Raw genomic sequence first — 15,073 nt, 5'->3', positions numbered from 1 at the left:
AGTATGCAGATATTGCAAAGAACAGTCGAGAGGCAGCGAACAGGCAGCGCCAGAATGCCGACATCCAAGGATCAAGACATCGGCGTGGGAATCCCCACCCGCTTCGTCGAAATGATCTTCCCCGAACAGGCCAACCATTACGGCACCCTGTTTGGCGGACATGCGCTGAGCCTGATGGGCAAGGCCGCCTTTATCGCCGCGACGCGACGGGCGCGCTGCGCCGTCGTGATGGCAACCTCCGACAAGATTGAATTCCATGAGCCGGTCCGCGTTGGTGAACTGGTCGAACTGACCGCGACCGTTGAACGCGTCGGCCGTTCGTCGATGACGGTCGTTGTCGATGTCATCGCCGAAGCGCTCGTCACCGGTCGCCGCTGCCTCGCCGTGCGCGGTTCCTTCGAAATGGTCGCCGTCGACGCAGCGGGCAGACCCACCGCCATCACCCCCGATCCCTTTTCCCCGCAGGAGGATGTTTTCTCGTGAAGCTCAATACGGTTCGCACCCATAAGTCCGCTGAGAATCTCCCGCGCGCCGCGCAACTCGCCTGGAAAATCGCCGAGGTGGCGACCGATCCCGTTCCGGTTGAGCCTGCGGTCGTCGAGATGATCGGCAATCGCATCATCGACAATGCGGCGGTGGCGGCGGCCTCGCTCAAGCGACGCCCGGTGGCAAGCGCCAGGGCGCAAGCCGCGGCGCATCCGTTCAAGCCCGGCGCAACAATCTTCGGCCTGTCATCGCATCGCCGCGTCTCACCCGAATGGGCGGCCTGGGCGAATGGCGTTGCCGTGCGCGAGCTCGACTTCCACGACACATTCCTGGCGGCTGACTATTCGCACCCTGGCGATAACATTCCCCCCGTCCTCGCCGTCGCCCAGCATTGCGGGCTGGACGGCGCGGCGCTCGTGCGCGGTCTTGCCGCCGGCTACGAGATTCAGGTCGACCTCGTGAAGGGCATCTGCCTGCATGAGCACAAGATCGATCACATCGCCCATCTCGGCCCCTCGGCTGCTGCCGGCATAGGCGCGGCGCTCGGCCTGCCCGTCGACACGATCTATCAGGCGGTGCAGCAGGCGCTGCATGTCACCACCACCACGCGCCAATCGCGCAAGGGCGAGATTTCGAGCTGGAAGGCCTATGCGCCCGCTTTCGCCGGCAAGATGGCCGTTGAGGCGGTCGATCGCGTCATGCGCGGCGAGGGCGCGCCGTCTCCCGCTTGGGAGGGCGAAGACGGCTTCATCGCCTGGCTGCTCGGCGGCCCCAAGGTCGAATACCAAGTGCCCCTGCCCGAGAAGGGCGAGCCAAAGCGCGCCATCCTCGACACCTATACCAAGGAGCACTCGGCCGAATATCAAAGCCAGGCGCTGATCGATCTCGCCCGGCGCATGGGTCCGAAGATTCGTGAGAAAGCTGGCGACCTATCGAAAATCGCCAGCATCGTCATCCACACCAGCCATCACACCCACTACGTGATCGGCACGGGCGCCAATGATCCCCAGAAGATGGACCCGAAGGCGAGCCGCGAAACGCTCGATCACTCCATCATGTATATCTTCGCTGTCGCGCTGGAAGACGGCGGCTGGCACCACGAGCGCTCCTATGCGGCCGAGCGTGCCAATCGTCCTGAAACGATCGGGCTCTGGCACAAGATTTCAACGATCGAGGATGCCGCATGGACGCGGCGCTATCACAGCCACGATCCGAAGGAGAAAGCGTTCGGCGGCCGCGTCGTGGTCACCCTCAGCGACGGCTCGACACTCGAAGATGAGATCGCCGTCGCCGATGCCCATCCGCTTGGCGCGCGTCCTTTCGCCCGGGCGCAATATGTCCAAAAATTCCGCACGCTGGCGGAAGGCATTATCGCACCCGCTGAGCAGGAGCGTTTCCTCGGGACGGTTGAACAGCTGACACGGCTGAAGCCCGCCGACCTCGCCGGCCTCACCTTCGCGGTCGATCCCGCGTGGCTCGGCGCAGGACAGGCGACCGGCATCTTCGATTGGAGCGGTGCGGAAGAGAGAGTTCACGACCTATCCGCCGTCGCCAGCTAAAGGGGAGACAACGATGACGCAAGCAACTGCTCAAGCGACAAACAGCGCGGCGCCTTTGCGCAACGCCGCTCCCAAGAAGTCGGTGGCCTTGTCCGGTGTCGTCGCCGGCAATACGGCGCTCTGCACCGTCGGGCGCTCGGGCAACGACCTGCACTATCGCGGCTTCGACATTCTCGACATTGCCGAGACCTGCGCCTTTGAAGAAATCGCCCACCTCCTCGTCCACGGAAGCTTGCCGACGCCCACGGAGCTTGTGGCTTATAAGACCAAACTCAAGGCGTTGCGCGGACTGCCGGCCGCTGTGCGCACGACACTGGAGGCCCTGCCCGCCGCAGCTCACCCCATGGATGTGATGCGCTCAGGCGTTTCGACATTGGGCTGCGTGCTGCCGGAAGCGCCCGATCACAATCATCCTGGCGCCCGCGACATCGCTGACCGGCTGATGGCCGCGCTCGGCTCCATGCTGCTTTACTGGCATCATTTCGCCCATAACGGCCGAAGGATAGATGTCGAGACCGATGACGACACGATCGGCGGTCACTTCCTGCACCTTCTGCATGGCGTTCGACCCAGCGACGCCCATGTTCGGGCGATGCACACCTCGCTCAATCTCTATGCCGAGCACGAGTTCAACGCCTCGACATTCACGGCGCGCTCGATCGCTGGCACCGGCGCTGACATGTATTCAGCCATCACCGGCGCCATTAGCGCCCTGAGAGGGCCCAAGCACGGTGGCGCCAATGAAGTCGCCTTCGAAATTCAGAAGCGCTATAGTGATGCCGATGAAGCGGAAGCGGATATCCAGCGACGTATCGACGCCAAAGAGGTCGTCATCGGCTTCGGTCATCCCGTCTATACCATCGCCGACCCACGCAACCGCATCATCAAGGAAGTCGCGCGGCGCCTGTCGGCCGATGCCGGCGCCCTGAAAATGTTCGAGATCGCCGATCGCATCGAGGCCGTGATGGCAAACAGCAAGAAAATGTTCGCCAATCTCGATTGGTTCAGCGCCGTTTCCTACCACCAGATAGGCGTGCCGACCGCCATGTTCACCCCATTGTTCGTCATCGCGCGCACTTCCGGTTGGAGCGCGCACGTGATCGAGCAACGTCAGGACAACAAGATCATTCGCCCCTCGGCCAATTATGTCGGCCCGGAGAACCAGGTCTTCGTGCCGATCGAGAGACGCGGACACGCGGCATCCGCCATTCGGGCCGCTTGAGGAACAATCATGCCTTATCTTTTAGCTTCCGATCTCCCTTCTGAGCCCGCAGGCCAGCGCTTTCGCGCCCTGATCGAACGCGGCGGCATCGCCCGCCTTCCGGGCGCCCATAACGGTATGGCGGCGCTTCAAGCCAAAGCCGCCGGCTTCGACGCCCTCTATCTGTCCGGCGCGGCGATGACGGCCTCCATGGGCCTGCCCGATCTCGGCATCATCACGGTCGACGAGGTCGCCTTCTTCATTCGCCAGGTCGCGCGCGCCAGCGGTCTGCCGGTACTCGTCGATGGCGACACGGGCTATGGCGAAGCGCTCAACGTCATGCATATGGTGCGCACCTTCGAGGAGGCAGGTGCTGGCGCCGTCCATATCGAGGATCAACTGCTGCCGAAGAAATGCGGCCATCTCAACGACAAGAAATTGGCCGATGCGCATGACATGGCGGCGAAGGTGGCCGCCGCCGCCAAGGCGCGCCGGCACCTCTATCTCATTGCCCGAACCGATGCGGCGGCCAGCGAAGGAATCGATGGCGCCGTCGCCCGCGCCAAGCTCTATGTCGAGGCCGGCGCCGATGCGATCTTTCCGGAAGCTTTGACCACGGCCGAGATGTTCCGCGAATTCGCCCAACGCATGGCCGGCGTGTCCCTGCTGGCCAATATGACGGAGTTCGGCCGAACACCGTTTTTTACAGCCACGGAGTTCGAGGCCATGGGCTATCGGATGGTGATCTGGCCGGTCTCGTCCCTACGTGTCGCCAGCAAGGCTCAGGAAAAACTCTACGCCACGATCGCGCGCGATGGCAGCACGGAGGCGATGCTGGGCGACATGCAGACGCGCGCCGAGCTTTACGACACGATCGGCCTGCATGATTACGAAGCTCTCGACGCGACGATCGTCCAGACGATCCTCCCGCGCGCGGCGGAATAGCGCTGCGGCGGGAGACGAATAGAAGTCACGAGACGGAGAAGCGATCTCCCCCGCTCCGCCTCTTCAGCTCTAATTGGGCGTGATACCGGCCAGCTTCACGATCTTCTGCCACTTCTCATATTCGGCCTGGAAGAACTGGCCGAATTGTTCGGGCGTGCCGCCGCGAACGCTCGCACCCTGAGACGCCAGGTTCTCACGCACTTCCTTTTCTGCCAACGACTTGTTGGTCGCCGCCGAGAGCATGTCGATGATCGGCCGGGGCGTGCCCGTTGGCACCAGCAGACCAAACCAGGTTCCTGCTTCAAAGCCCTCGAGCCCCGCCTGTTGCATGGTGGGCACGTCGGGAAACTGCGGCGACCGTTCATTGGACGTGATGGCGATGGCGCGCAGCTTGCCGCCTTCGACCAAAGGTGCGGAGGTGCTGAACACATCGAACATCAGATCGAACTGTCCGGCCATCAGATCGGTCAGCGCTGGCGCGCTGCCTTTATAGGGCACATGGACGATATCGACACCCGCCAGCATCTTGAAATACTCGCCGGCGAGATGGGCGGCGCTGCCATAGCCGAACGAGCCATAAGAAAGCTTGCCGGGCTGCGCTTTGGCCATCCTCACCAGATCGGCGAGACTGGGCGCATTCAGAGAGGGTTTGAGCACCAGCAACAACGGCTGCGTGGCAACGAGCGTGACCGGCTCGAACGCTTTGATCGGATCGTAACCGAGCTTGCTGTAAATGTGCGGCGTGACGGTGAGCGGGCCTGCGGCGCTGAAGAGCAGCGTATAGCCATCGGCCGGCGACTTGGCGACGAACTCATGGCCGACTGAACCGCCAGCGCCAGGACGGCTTTCCACCACCAGCGGTTGACCAAGACGATCGGAGAGCGAACGCGCCAGCATGCGGCCGGTGAGGTCCGTCGATCCACCGACCGCATAGGGAATCACAAGCTTGATCGGCTTGTCCGGATAGGTCTGGGCGTTGGCAGCGATGCCACCTGCCAGCGTCAAAGCCAAAGGCACGACGACGCGGGCGCGCCGCAGCAAGTTGCTGATCATGTTCCCTCCCCTTTTGTTATAAACTCAATCAGGCCGCCGTTTCGGCCGTAACATGCCCGACCGGATCACCGAACCGTTCGATCATCACCTGTTCGAACGGCACCCCCTCCGAGGCCATCCAACTGCCCGAACGTAATCTATAGGCCGCATGTTTGAACGGCGCTTGCGGCTCGACACCCCCGGCCAATGCTTTGGCCTGGCTCAACATCACCCGGCGAAACCGGACGATCGCCGCATCGGAAGCCGACAGATGCTCGCGCGTGCGATCAGCGACGCGCCCCTGGCTTTCCTGGATCATTGCATCCTGCTCGGCAACACCGCGCACGCCCGTATAGGTGATGTGCTTCTGGTTCTGGCGATCGATCAGGTAATTATTGGAGCGATTGCGGATCGGAATGAAGTTCGCGTCGACCTCGGCGATCACCCCATGGCCATTGCTGAACTTTTCGATTTCGTCTTCCAACAATGGTCGATCGGGATTCCACGCATAGGTGTAGATCCAGCAATTTTCATCGTCGATCGGCACCCACGTATAGCCGAAATGGGTTTCGCCCGGCAGCGTCGATGGCGTGGTGCTATGCGAAGGCAGCGCGAACTGCGCGCTGCGCCAATAGCGCATGCCATGATCGGCGCGCCGCGCGCCGCCGACAACGAAGCCGACCTCATGATCCAGGATCAGGAATTGCGGCAGAGGGTCTTCACGAATCCAGCGCAGGCGCTTCTCATCGGCCGGTGCATCTGGATTGGCATTCGAGGGCACATGCGGCGCCGGCATGTGCAAGAAGGAGAAATGCGAGGTGTCGAGCGCCCCTTCGATGGACTGCGCCCAATTACATTCCTGTAGCTTCTTGGTGACGTAGCGGTGCGTCGCCGGCAAGGCGCCGAATTCCAATTGCGGAACGTCCGGCAGGGCACCGTTCCACGGATCGGGGCCCATATAGGCCCACACCACATCGCCATATTCGCGCGTCGGATAAGCCTTGAGCCGTATGGTTTGATGATAGCTCGCATCCGGCGGCACATTCGGCAGTTCGAGCGGCCGTCCTTGCAGATCGAACTGCCAGCCATGAAACACGCAACGGATGGCGCAGTTTTCATTGCGGCCGAAATAGAGATCGGCGCCGCGATGCGGACAACGCGCCTCGACCAGGCCGACCACGCCCTTACTGTTGCGAAAGGCAACCAGATCTTCGCCCATGACCGTCACGCGTAACGGTGCGCCATCGGGCTCGGGCAATTCGCGCGACAAGGCCACGGGCTGCCAGAAGCGGCGAAAATACTGCCCCATCGGGGTTTCCGCATCGGTGCGGGTGAGCAGTTCATTGTCGGCGGCGCTCAGCATGTGGCAGCCTCCTTTGCAGCGGCCATGCCCAAACCAAAGGGCGCGCCCCATGTCAGTGTGTCGAGCGTATGGGCTGAAGGCGTGTATTCGCAGCCGACCCAACCCTGCCAGCCAAGCTCCTCCATGAGCTTGAACAGAAAAGGAAAGTGGATCTCGCCCGTGCCCGGTTCATGCCGTCCCGGCACATTGCCGACCTGGATATGACCGATGTACGGCCAGGCGGCGCGCAGCCTGTCGGCCAGATCGCCCTCTTCCATCTGCACATGGAACGTGTCGTAGCAGAGCTTCACATTGCTGCGGCCCAGCTGTTGCAGCACCGCGATACCTTCGTCGAGACGGTGATAGAGAAACTCCGGGAAGCGCGCCCGGCAGCACGGCTCAAGGATCAGCGTCAGCTGCGGCGCTTGATCGGCGGCCCAGGCCAGATTTTCCAGGAATTGATCCATGCAGCGTGCGCGATCGAGCTGCGGCCCGATATTGCCCGGCATGACATGGATGAAGGGATCGCCGAGTTCGCCGGCATATTCGTGCGCGTTTCGGAAACCCGCCTTGAAATCATCAGCGCGACCGGGCAGTGCGGCCAAGCCGCGTTCGCCGGCATTCCAATCGAACGGCGAGAGAATCTGCACCAGCGTCAGACCATTGTCGCGCAGCCGCGCGGCAACTTCCCTGGCGGGATAGTCGTAAGGGAAAGCGACCTCGACGCCCTGAAAGCCAGCCTTAGCGGCGGCCTCATAGCGTTGCAGCATCGGCAGTTCGGTAAACAGCCAACGCAGGTTGGCATCAAATCGCAGCATCGTTTGGAAACCCCTTGATACCGCGAAGGGTAAGACTTGCCTCAGCGTTTAAACAAACTAATAATATTTAGCATCTGGTGAGTTTTATTTATGAATGTCAGCAACGTCTCCCTGCGCCAGCTGCGCGCTTTTGTGGCCATCGCAGAAGCCGGTGGCTTCGCCGCCGCCGCGCGCAAACTGCATCTCACGCCTTCCGCGCTGAGCCTGCTCATCAAGGAGCTGGAGCGCGGCATCGAAGTGCGACTGTTCGATCGCAGCACGCGCTCCACGGTTTTGTCGCTGGCTGGCAGCGAGTTCTATCCACTGGCTCGCAAACTGCTGGAAGACCTGGGCCGCGCGCTGGAAAGCACGCAGGATCTACAACGTAAAAAACGCGGCACGCTGCGCATCGCCTGTACACCGCTTTACGCGGCAACAACACTGCCGCAGCTATTTCTGCGCTATAAACAGAGATACCCCGCGATCACCGTCTATGTTCTGGACTCCCTCAATCAGCAAGCGCTCGCGCGCGTGCAGAGCGGCGAGGCCGATCTCGGCATCGTGCCGCAACGGGAAACGCCGCTGGAATTGCAGCAGCAAAGCCTGCTCGCCGACAGGATTTGGTTGATCTGCCGGCCCGATCATCCCTTGGCCGCGCGCAGCCGCGTGACATGGGCGCAAGCCCTGAAGGAGCCGATGATCAACCTGACGCTCGATTTCACCAAACGTCTGCAAGCTGATCTGTTCAAACATTCCGACGCGCTGGTGATGAACCCAGCCCACGAGGTCTCGTTCATCACCACGGCTCTCGGCCTGGTGCAGAGCGGCTTTGGCGTCACTGCCCAGCCTGGCCGCGCTCTGTCGCTCATCGGCGCCTTCGGCCTGGTCGCGCGACCGCTGGTGGCGCCCGTGGTCGATCGTCAGCTCTCGTTGTTCTTCCCGCGCGGCCATGAGCTCTCACCCGCGGCCGCAAGCTTTCGCGACTTTCTCAACGAAGTCGATATCTGAGCGCCGTCGCGCTAAAGACCGATGGCGTGCAGCCAACCCGCCTGGACCACCGCATCGTAAAGCAGTTTCACCGCCAGCACGGTGAGCCCCACCTGAAGGATCAGGCGGAAGCGCTGCTCGCTAGTGCGGTTGAGCGCTACTTCCCCCAGCCAGTTGCCGGCCGCGCCGGTGAGAATCATTGCCGCCATCAACGGGATATAGGCGGTGATGGCGAAGCCGATGACCGCGAAGGCCGCCATTTTCAGAATGTGCACAAAGCTCATCAGCGCGCCAAGCGTAGCGGCATGGTTGCGCCGATCGGCGGCGGCGCTGGCGACAAAGGGCGCCACCAACGTGCCCGTAGCGCTGACGAAGACGCCAACGAAAGTGGCGACGAAACCGACCACGGCGAAACGACCGCCGAGCGCCCCCATGCGCCCAAGCTTCGGCAGCCAGGTCACGATCAGGATGAAGATACCGAGAATGCCCATGGTCGCCGAGGTCGGCATGGCGACAAAGGCCTTAGCACCAAGCCCGGCGCCGATCGCAGCACCGACGATGAAGGGCAGCAGGGTCGCCCGCATCACCCAACGCCACATGATCATGGTTCGCGTCACGCCGGCGCCCAGTTGCACCACCGTGTGAACGGGAACCAGCGCCGCCGGTGGCATCACCATCGCCATCAAAGCCAGCAGGATGAGACCACCGGCGGTGCCGGTGAAGACACCAATGAAAGCGGTGGCGAAGGAGGCAAAGCTCAAACCGAAAAACAGCAGCGCGCCTGTGTCAGGCACGCCAAGAAAATCAACCATCTGTTCAAGCCTTAAGGTATTTGCCGGAGAGCTGCGGCGCCATCGGATCGAGCCCATTGGTCTGGCGTTGCAGGCGGGTTTCGCGCGGCCAGGTGCGCTTCAGAGCGTCTTTTACGACGATCGAAAGACGGCCGAGGCCCGCGACCTCCATCTCCACCTTGTCGCTGTCCTGGAAGGCATGCAGGCCACGGTGGTTGGTCCCGAGCGCCAAGATGTCTCCCGGCTCCAGCGTGTGGATGGAACTGACAAATTCAATACAGCGTGGAATCTTATGGGCCATATCGCTGGTGTTGTAGTCCTGCTTCAACACGCCGTTGTTCCACAGCTTCACCTGTAGGTTCTGCGGATCAGAAATTTCATCGGCGGTGACCAGCCAGGGGCCGATCGGCGCGAAGGTGTCGCGCGATTTCATCTGATAGAAAGACTGATTGGCCGGCTGCACGCCGCGTGCCGACCCGTCGATGAAATTCACATAGCCAAAGATATAGGACATGGCTTCGGACGCCGGCACATTGACAGCCCGCTTGCCGATCACCAAAGCGATCTCCGCTTCGCCTTCGAAAACCGTCGCTGGAATATCCGGCAGCACCATTGTCCCGCCAGGGCCGATGATGGCGAAAGGCGATTTGTGAAAGGCATTGATCGCCGCCGGCTCAGCGCGCGTGCCGTCCTCCATATAGTTGACGGCCATGCAATCGATGTTGATCGGGCGCGGCAGCGGCGGCAGCAATTTCACCGACGCCAGCGGAAAGCCGACATCCTGGGCGATAGCCTTTTCGAACTGCGGCCGAAACTCGGCGAAACGGGCGATCACCTGGTTGATCAGCTCATGCGGGCCAGCCGGGGCAAGCCCGGTCACATAGGCGCCCACATCGACAACGGTCTCGGCATCTTTCAGCACACCCAAACGCCAGTCATTGAAAAACAGAATTTTCATCGGTGTTTCCCGCGCAAGATCAAAACAAAACAAAAAGAGAGCGTCTGGCTGGGACCGCGCCTGTCGGCGGTCACGATGCAAAGAACTGCCTGAGGGGCAGCGGCCGCGTTTCCTCCACGCTTGCTTTCCGGCCATATTGAGCTTAGCGGTTCGGCCCGTCAACGCCCGCGCCAAATCCTGCTCCGGCTTCCAAGATCATACTTGCATGCTCCACCTCTCGATCACCGATCTTCTGCCGACATTTCCCGATTTCCGCACCGCGGTCCTGCTGATCGAAGCCGATGGCATCGCGACGCAGCGCACGCCAGGCATTGCCGCCTATATCGCCGAGGCGAAAGCCTCATGCCGCACCCGCTGGGCTGGCCAGGAATTGTCCGCTATTCCTGGCATTGCCGCCTGGCGACGTGCCTATAAGGGCTTCGGCATCAAGAGCACGAGCTATCGTTCATCGGTCGAACGATTGGTGAAACGCGTGCTGGCCGGCGACAGCGTGCCAGCCATCAACGGTTTCGTCGATCTCTACAATGCGGTGTCATTGGCCCATGTGCTGTGTCTTGGCGCCGATGATCTCGACAAAATCACGCCGGATCTCGCCTTCCGCTTCGCCCGCGACGACGACACCTTCATCGACATGGCGCCCGGCGAGGGCCTGCCGGCGGAGCAGCCGCCGAAATCAGGCGAAGTGGTCTATGCCTCAGGCGCCACCGTTCTGTGCCGGCGTTGGAACTGGCGTCAGGATGCACGCTCGATCGTCACGCCGCAGACGCGCCGGATCGTGCTGACCTTGCAGTCGAATGGTGAGGGATCGGTCGAGAATGCGGCTCACGCGCTGATGGCGCTGGCGCAAACGGAGCTCGGCATGAAGAGCCGCCTCGCGATCGCTGATCGCGAGACGCCTGTTATCGAATTGGCCTGAACCTACCAGTTGAGATATTGGCGGGGACGAGGATAGCCACCGCCGCCGCCAATCGGCTGCCACCCGTCAGTGCCCGGCTGCACCATCACCTCACGCGTCTGCGTCGCATAGGTTGCCGGAATCGACTGATAATAGGTCTGCGCCGCGCGGATCTGCACCGGACGCCGCACCGTCGCATATTCCGCCGGCTCGGTTTCATAGATGACGCGACCGGGCTGCACCACGACCTGACGATATTGCGTCGTATAAGTCGCCGGTTGCACCACCCAACAGCCGATCTCACGGCCATAAACATCGCGCGTAACGGACCAGACCTTACGGGCCGGCTGCACCATCACCTGTTCGGCAACGGTTTGCGTGACCGCCGGGATCTCGCGCGCATAGGTGCGCGCCGGCCGGGTGACGACCTGTTCAACCACTTCGCCATATTCGGCCGGTGTCCGATAGGCGACGGCACGCGGCGGCGAGACCATCACCTGTTCCTGCACAGTGCCGTAGACGGGCGGCGTTGTGACCCGCTGATAGCAATTCCCGCCCACACAGCCACCAGCCCAAGCCGAACCGGCCACGGTGGCAGCTGCCACGAACACCGGAAGCGGGATAAAATACGTTTTCATAGGTGCGCCCTCTCAGGCCTCGAATGTCCCAAAAATCAATACCGCCCTGCTAAACAACGCCGATCCGCTGATTGCGCAACGTTATTCGTTTGTTAACCTAAACGCCGGCAGGGAGATGAGACGCAGCATGACGGATGAAGCCATCATCGGGACGATGAGCCCGCAGACGATCCGCATTCTCAGCGCCAGTGCCGTGCGACAAGCGATGACGGCGGCGGCGCAGGATTTTCACATCCGCACCGGCGCCAGCCTGCATCTGCACTTCGGCACATCGGGCGCGGTCGAACAGCGGATCAATGCGGGCGAGAGTTTTGACGTGGTCGCCGCTTCGCTGGCCGCGCTGCAAGCTCTGCATAAGGCCGACCGGATCGGCGCGCCCGTCGCCGTCGGCGCCTCACGCATCGCGCTCGGCCTCAAGGACGGCGTGCCAGCGCCTGACGTCTCGACCCTGGAGAAATTCCGCGCCGTAATGCTCGCCGCCAGGAGCATCGCCCGGGGCGATCCCGCCGGCGGCGGCACCGCCGGCAATCACCTGCAGCGCGCACTTGAACGGATCGACCTGCTGGAGCCGACCCGCGCCAAGACCCTTCTCAAAGTCGGCGGCTATAAGGTGATGCAGGAAGTGGCCGAGGATCGCGCCGATTTCGGCCTCACCCAGTCGACCGAGATCGTCGCCGTCGATGGCGTCCATATCGCCGCCTGGCTGCCCGAAGAGGTGCAGATGACGACGATCTACGCGGTGGCGCCAGCACTTTCGCCTTCAGCCCCAGGCGCTTTCTTCACCGCTCTTGTCGATGGCCACAGCGACGAGATCTATCGGCGCGCCGGTTTCTTCCCCGCTTAAAAAGGAATCCGGCCTGGTGGCCCAGGCCGGATCACGAAGACTTCAACCAAGCACTTGAACCAAGCATTCGGACGATGCGCCGCTTACTTGTTGACCGGCGACTCCGGGTCAAACAAAAACGCCACCGCATCCTTCATCTGCTGTTCGCTCAAGAATTTATGCAGGCCGAAGCGCGGCATCTGCGAGCACGGAAACACCGCCTGTGCGTCATAGATCTTGGCATAGGCGTTACGCGCCTCGGCCGGATCGAATTTGCGGTCCTTGCCGTAGTTCTGCAGGCTCGGCCCCAAGGTGCCATAGCTCAACTCCGTCGGCGCCATCTGATGGCAGGCATAGCAATTGCCACCGCGCGGCGTGTTCGGCCCATCGGTGAACTGGCCACCGGTGCCGGTATTGGCCACCTTCTCGCCGGCCTTCCAGTCGCCGATAACCTTGCCGTCGGCGGGGAAGACAACGCTGGCCTTTTCCCGCTCCATGATCTTGTTGAATTCGGCCTGAGACGGGCTGTTGCGCGTTTCGGTGCAGACGCGTTGCGTCTCGTCTTGAACCGGCACGGTCTTCCATGGCTCCGGCACCTTGGCCCACATCGACTCGACATATTTATTGACGACAGCGGGATCGATCTTGGTCGGTGCCGTCTGCTGCGCATGGGCAGCGCCGGCGAATGCGACAAAGCTGGCGGCGATGAACAGGGTTTTCATGGGCTCTCTCCGTTCAGCGCTTGATCGAGGGGACAGTGATTTCGCCGCCTTCGGCCATTTTCACCATATAGGCGGTCAAAGCGGTAACGCCGTCAGAGGCATATTCGGGCGCCGGCATGCGCATCTGCCGATAGCAGTCCCACAGCCGGTGCTGCATGGTGCGCAACTGGCTCTGCGACACGCGATAAGTCGGCCAGCCGCCCATGGTCTCCTGCGCATCCTTGCCCGCCTTCGAGAAGTTCGGCAGGCCTTGCAGGCGAATGCGCTTGCCATCCTCGCCATGGCAAGTGGCGCAGGAAAAATCCATCGCTCCGGCGCGGCGGAAGAACAGCGCCTCACCGGCCGCCAGCATTTCCTTTTCCTTCGGATGGCTCTCTTGCGGCTGGTATTTCATGCCCGACGATTTATTGGCGATGAAAGCCACGAGGTCCTGCATGTCGGACGTATAATCCGGCCCACCGAAACGACGGCGGCGCACGTCGGCCGTGTCGAGGTCCTGGATTTTTTCCATGCACCACAACAGGCGCTGCTCGATATCCATCACCCGATCGGAGTCTTGGAAATAACGCGGCAACTTGGCGTAGGCGCCCTCGAGCTTGCCCGGTCCCTCGCCCAGATTGCAGGTCTCGAGCGAGACATCTTTCTTACCGCGCTTGGTCGCCCACAGCGCTTCGCCGCGATCAACCGCCAGGAAGCCGGGATTGGACATCGGATCGCTGATCATCGCGCGATAGCGCTCGATCTCCTTCTCCGCGTCGTCCTGCTGTGCTTGTGCCATCGCCAGGCCCGAACCCAGCATGATCAACCCGAACGTGGCGACAAAGAGCCTTCTGAAACGGACGTTCCTCATGTTCCCCCCGGTGTCCAATGCAACGTCTTCAATGCAACGCTCTGGCAGCTTGATTCCCGTTTCAATACCAGCGCATTTACAATGTAAAAATTACATTTTTTAGGAGTACATTGGGAATTTGCATTGCGCAAAAATCGCGGGAATAAGTTTGCACAACCAGATAAGGTTATCACCAAGGGACATGCCCTGGGAGAAGAGCAAGGAGTGAGGAATGGCGACCGCAATCGCTGCGCCATCGCGGCGGGATTTGTTGCAAGCAGGATCTATCGCGGCCGTTGTGGCCATCCTGGCACCTTCCATGGCGCTGGCCGATACCAAGGCCGTCGAAGCCGAAATCAAAAAGCTTTATGGCGACAAGACGATGCAATCGGGCAAGATCAAGCTCGACGTGCCGCAGATCGCCGAGAATGGCCTGGTCGTGCCGATCACCGTCGAGGTCGATAGCCCGATGACGGACGCCGACTACGTCAAGACCGTGCATGTCTTCGCCGACGGCAACCCTCTGCCTAACGTGCTGACCTATCGGTTCACCCCCGAATGCGGCAAGGCCAATGCCTCCGCGCGCATGCGCCTGGCCCAGACCCAGAACATCATCTGCATCGCAGAAATGTCGAATGGCTCGCTCTACTCCGCCAAGTCGGAGATCAAGGTGACCATCGGCGGCTGCGGCGGCTAGATTCGGGAAGGAAGCACAATGGCAAACCCCACACCGCGCGTCCGCGTCCCGGCCCAGGCCAAGCCCGGCGAAATGATCGAGATCAAAACCCTCATCTCGCACGAGATGGAAAGCGGCCAGCGCCGCGATGCCAAGGGCGAAGTGATCCCGCGCAAGATCATCAATAAGTTCACGGCCACGTTCAACGGCAAGCTTGTGTTCGAGGCGGACTGGAACCCGGCCATTTCGGCCAATCCGTACCAGTCGTTCTTCTACAAGGCCAAGGAGAGCGGCGAGTTTGTCTTCGCCTGGAAAGACGACGACGGCTCGACCTATGAGGCAAAGAACAAGCTGACGGTCAGCTAAACCACCGCTCTAGCATCACGTGCAGC

17 protein-coding genes are annotated in these 15,073 nt (G+C 61.6%); 9 read left to right on the top strand and 8 right to left on the bottom strand.

Annotated elements, in window-relative coordinates:
* Nucleotides 1-54: 54 nt before the first annotated feature.
* Genes BLW50_RS24845 through prpB form a run of 4 tightly spaced genes read left to right on the top strand, consistent with a single transcriptional unit; the run spans nt 55 to nt 4,191 of the window.
* Nucleotides 55-483 carry an acyl-CoA thioesterase gene (locus BLW50_RS24845; protein ID WP_090707544.1) on the top strand — a complete coding sequence of 143 codons (429 nt, stop codon included), beginning with the start codon at nt 55-57 and terminating at the stop codon, nt 481-483.
* A complete protein-coding gene (locus tag BLW50_RS24840) occupies nt 480-2,045 on the top strand; it encodes an MmgE/PrpD family protein (protein WP_090707543.1) in 1,566 nt (521 codons plus the stop codon). The genes BLW50_RS24845 and BLW50_RS24840 overlap by 4 nt, the downstream gene beginning before the upstream one ends.
* Before the next feature lie 13 nt (nt 2,046-2,058).
* Nucleotides 2,059-3,267 carry a bifunctional 2-methylcitrate synthase/citrate synthase gene (gene prpC, locus BLW50_RS24835; protein ID WP_090707542.1) on the top strand — a complete coding sequence of 403 codons (1,209 nt, stop codon included), beginning with the start codon at nt 2,059-2,061 and terminating at the stop codon, nt 3,265-3,267.
* 9 nt (nt 3,268-3,276) lie between these two features.
* A complete protein-coding gene (prpB, locus tag BLW50_RS24830) occupies nt 3,277-4,191 on the top strand; it encodes a methylisocitrate lyase (protein WP_090707541.1) in 915 nt (304 codons plus the stop codon).
* Between the two features lie 69 nt (nt 4,192-4,260).
* Here prpB and BLW50_RS24825 read toward each other — a convergent pair whose 3' ends face one another.
* From BLW50_RS24825 to BLW50_RS24815, 3 genes are read right to left on the bottom strand one after another with little or no spacing between them, the layout of a single operon-like run.
* The gene (locus BLW50_RS24825; protein ID WP_090707540.1) at nt 4,261-5,244 is read right to left on the bottom strand and encodes a Bug family tripartite tricarboxylate transporter substrate binding protein; all 984 of its coding nucleotides are present in this window, start codon (nt 5,242-5,244) and stop codon (nt 4,261-4,263) included.
* A 28-nt stretch (nt 5,245-5,272) separates the two neighbouring features.
* Complete coding sequence (locus tag BLW50_RS24820) at nt 5,273-6,586, bottom strand: Rieske 2Fe-2S domain-containing protein (protein WP_090707539.1); 1,314 nt, start codon at nt 6,584-6,586, stop codon at nt 5,273-5,275.
* Nucleotides 6,580-7,383 (bottom strand): hydroxypyruvate isomerase family protein, encoded by an 804-nt coding sequence (locus tag BLW50_RS24815; RefSeq protein WP_090707538.1) that lies wholly within the window; start codon nt 7,381-7,383, stop codon nt 6,580-6,582. Before BLW50_RS24815 ends, BLW50_RS24820 begins: the two co-directional genes overlap by 7 nt.
* A 90-nt stretch (nt 7,384-7,473) precedes the next feature.
* Between BLW50_RS24815 and BLW50_RS24810 the strand changes: the two genes are divergently transcribed.
* Complete coding sequence (locus BLW50_RS24810) at nt 7,474-8,370, top strand: LysR family transcriptional regulator (protein WP_090707537.1); 897 nt, start codon at nt 7,474-7,476, stop codon at nt 8,368-8,370.
* Nucleotides 8,371-8,381: 11 nt separating this feature from the next.
* Here BLW50_RS24810 and BLW50_RS24805 read toward each other — a convergent pair whose 3' ends face one another.
* Both BLW50_RS24805 and BLW50_RS24800 read right to left on the bottom strand, forming a co-directional pair.
* Nucleotides 8,382-9,161: a sulfite exporter TauE/SafE family protein gene (locus BLW50_RS24805; RefSeq protein WP_170850342.1), complete on the bottom strand. Its 780-nt coding sequence runs from the start codon at nt 9,159-9,161 to the stop codon at nt 8,382-8,384.
* 4 nt (nt 9,162-9,165) lie between these two features.
* A complete protein-coding gene (locus tag BLW50_RS24800; protein ID WP_090707535.1) occupies nt 9,166-10,098 on the bottom strand; it encodes a fumarylacetoacetate hydrolase family protein in 933 nt (310 codons plus the stop codon).
* 205 nt (nt 10,099-10,303) lie between these two features.
* Here BLW50_RS24800 and BLW50_RS24795 point away from each other — a divergent pair, with 205 nt between their 5' ends.
* A complete protein-coding gene (locus BLW50_RS24795) occupies nt 10,304-11,014 on the top strand; it encodes a B3/B4 domain-containing protein (protein ID WP_090707534.1) in 711 nt (236 codons plus the stop codon).
* 2 nt (nt 11,015-11,016) lie between these two features.
* Here BLW50_RS24795 and BLW50_RS24790 read toward each other — a convergent pair whose 3' ends face one another.
* Entirely contained in the window at nt 11,017-11,631 is a 615-nt protein-coding gene (locus tag BLW50_RS24790; RefSeq protein ID WP_090707533.1) for a hypothetical protein, read from the bottom strand.
* A gap of 127 nt (nt 11,632-11,758) precedes the next feature.
* Between BLW50_RS24790 and BLW50_RS24785 the strand changes: the two genes are divergently transcribed.
* Nucleotides 11,759-12,475 (top strand): substrate-binding domain-containing protein, encoded by a 717-nt coding sequence (locus BLW50_RS24785; RefSeq protein ID WP_170850341.1) that lies wholly within the window; start codon nt 11,759-11,761, stop codon nt 12,473-12,475.
* An 83-nt stretch (nt 12,476-12,558) separates the two neighbouring features.
* Here BLW50_RS24785 and soxX read toward each other — a convergent pair whose 3' ends face one another.
* Together soxX and soxA are read right to left on the bottom strand one after the other, a co-directional pair.
* Nucleotides 12,559-13,176, bottom strand: a complete 618-nt coding sequence (soxX, locus tag BLW50_RS24780) for a sulfur oxidation c-type cytochrome SoxX (RefSeq protein WP_090707531.1) — start codon at nt 13,174-13,176, stop codon at nt 12,559-12,561.
* 13 nt (nt 13,177-13,189) lie between these two features.
* The gene (soxA, locus tag BLW50_RS24775; protein ID WP_244544493.1) at nt 13,190-13,975 is read right to left on the bottom strand and encodes a sulfur oxidation c-type cytochrome SoxA; all 786 of its coding nucleotides are present in this window, start codon (nt 13,973-13,975) and stop codon (nt 13,190-13,192) included.
* A gap of 262 nt (nt 13,976-14,237) precedes the next feature.
* On the opposite strand from soxA, the gene soxY reads away from it, so the two are divergent.
* Entirely contained in the window at nt 14,238-14,702 is a 465-nt protein-coding gene (gene soxY / locus BLW50_RS24770; RefSeq protein WP_090707529.1) for a thiosulfate oxidation carrier protein SoxY, read from the top strand.
* An 18-nt stretch (nt 14,703-14,720) separates the two neighbouring features.
* A complete protein-coding gene (gene soxZ / locus BLW50_RS24765; RefSeq protein ID WP_090707528.1) occupies nt 14,721-15,047 on the top strand; it encodes a thiosulfate oxidation carrier complex protein SoxZ in 327 nt (108 codons plus the stop codon).
* The last annotated feature ends 26 nt before the right edge of the window (nt 15,048-15,073 follow it).

Source organism: Beijerinckia sp. 28-YEA-48 (assembly GCF_900104955.1).
Classification (GTDB): domain Bacteria; phylum Pseudomonadota; class Alphaproteobacteria; order Rhizobiales; family Beijerinckiaceae; genus Terripilifer.
This window is presented reverse-complemented; position numbering and strand designations above follow the sequence as displayed.

Coding starts and splice junctions, on each gene's coding strand:
- prpB (WP_090707541.1), top strand. CDS start 3,277: ATGCCTTATCTTTTAGCTTCCGATCTCCCTTCTGAGCCCGCAGGCCAG.
- BLW50_RS24800 (WP_090707535.1), bottom strand. CDS start 10,098: ATGAAAATTCTGTTTTTCAATGACTGGCGTTTGGGTGTGCTGAAAGAT.
- BLW50_RS24815 (WP_090707538.1), bottom strand. CDS start 7,383: ATGCTGCGATTTGATGCCAACCTGCGTTGGCTGTTTACCGAACTGCCG.
- BLW50_RS24845 (WP_090707544.1), top strand. CDS start 55: ATGCCGACATCCAAGGATCAAGACATCGGCGTGGGAATCCCCACCCGC.
- prpC (WP_090707542.1), top strand. CDS start 2,059: ATGACGCAAGCAACTGCTCAAGCGACAAACAGCGCGGCGCCTTTGCGC.
- BLW50_RS24820 (WP_090707539.1), bottom strand. CDS start 6,586: ATGCTGAGCGCCGCCGACAATGAACTGCTCACCCGCACCGATGCGGAA.
- soxX (WP_090707531.1), bottom strand. CDS start 13,176: ATGAAAACCCTGTTCATCGCCGCCAGCTTTGTCGCATTCGCCGGCGCT.
- soxY (WP_090707529.1), top strand. CDS start 14,238: ATGGCGACCGCAATCGCTGCGCCATCGCGGCGGGATTTGTTGCAAGCA.
- BLW50_RS24790 (WP_090707533.1), bottom strand. CDS start 11,631: ATGAAAACGTATTTTATCCCGCTTCCGGTGTTCGTGGCAGCTGCCACC.
- soxA (WP_244544493.1), bottom strand. CDS start 13,975: ATGCTGGGTTCGGGCCTGGCGATGGCACAAGCACAGCAGGACGACGCG.
- BLW50_RS24785 (WP_170850341.1), top strand. CDS start 11,759: ATGACGGATGAAGCCATCATCGGGACGATGAGCCCGCAGACGATCCGC.
- BLW50_RS24805 (WP_170850342.1), bottom strand. CDS start 9,161: ATGGTTGATTTTCTTGGCGTGCCTGACACAGGCGCGCTGCTGTTTTTC.
- BLW50_RS24825 (WP_090707540.1), bottom strand. CDS start 5,244: ATGATCAGCAACTTGCTGCGGCGCGCCCGCGTCGTCGTGCCTTTGGCT.
- BLW50_RS24810 (WP_090707537.1), top strand. CDS start 7,474: ATGAATGTCAGCAACGTCTCCCTGCGCCAGCTGCGCGCTTTTGTGGCC.
- BLW50_RS24795 (WP_090707534.1), top strand. CDS start 10,304: ATGCTCCACCTCTCGATCACCGATCTTCTGCCGACATTTCCCGATTTC.
- soxZ (WP_090707528.1), top strand. CDS start 14,721: ATGGCAAACCCCACACCGCGCGTCCGCGTCCCGGCCCAGGCCAAGCCC.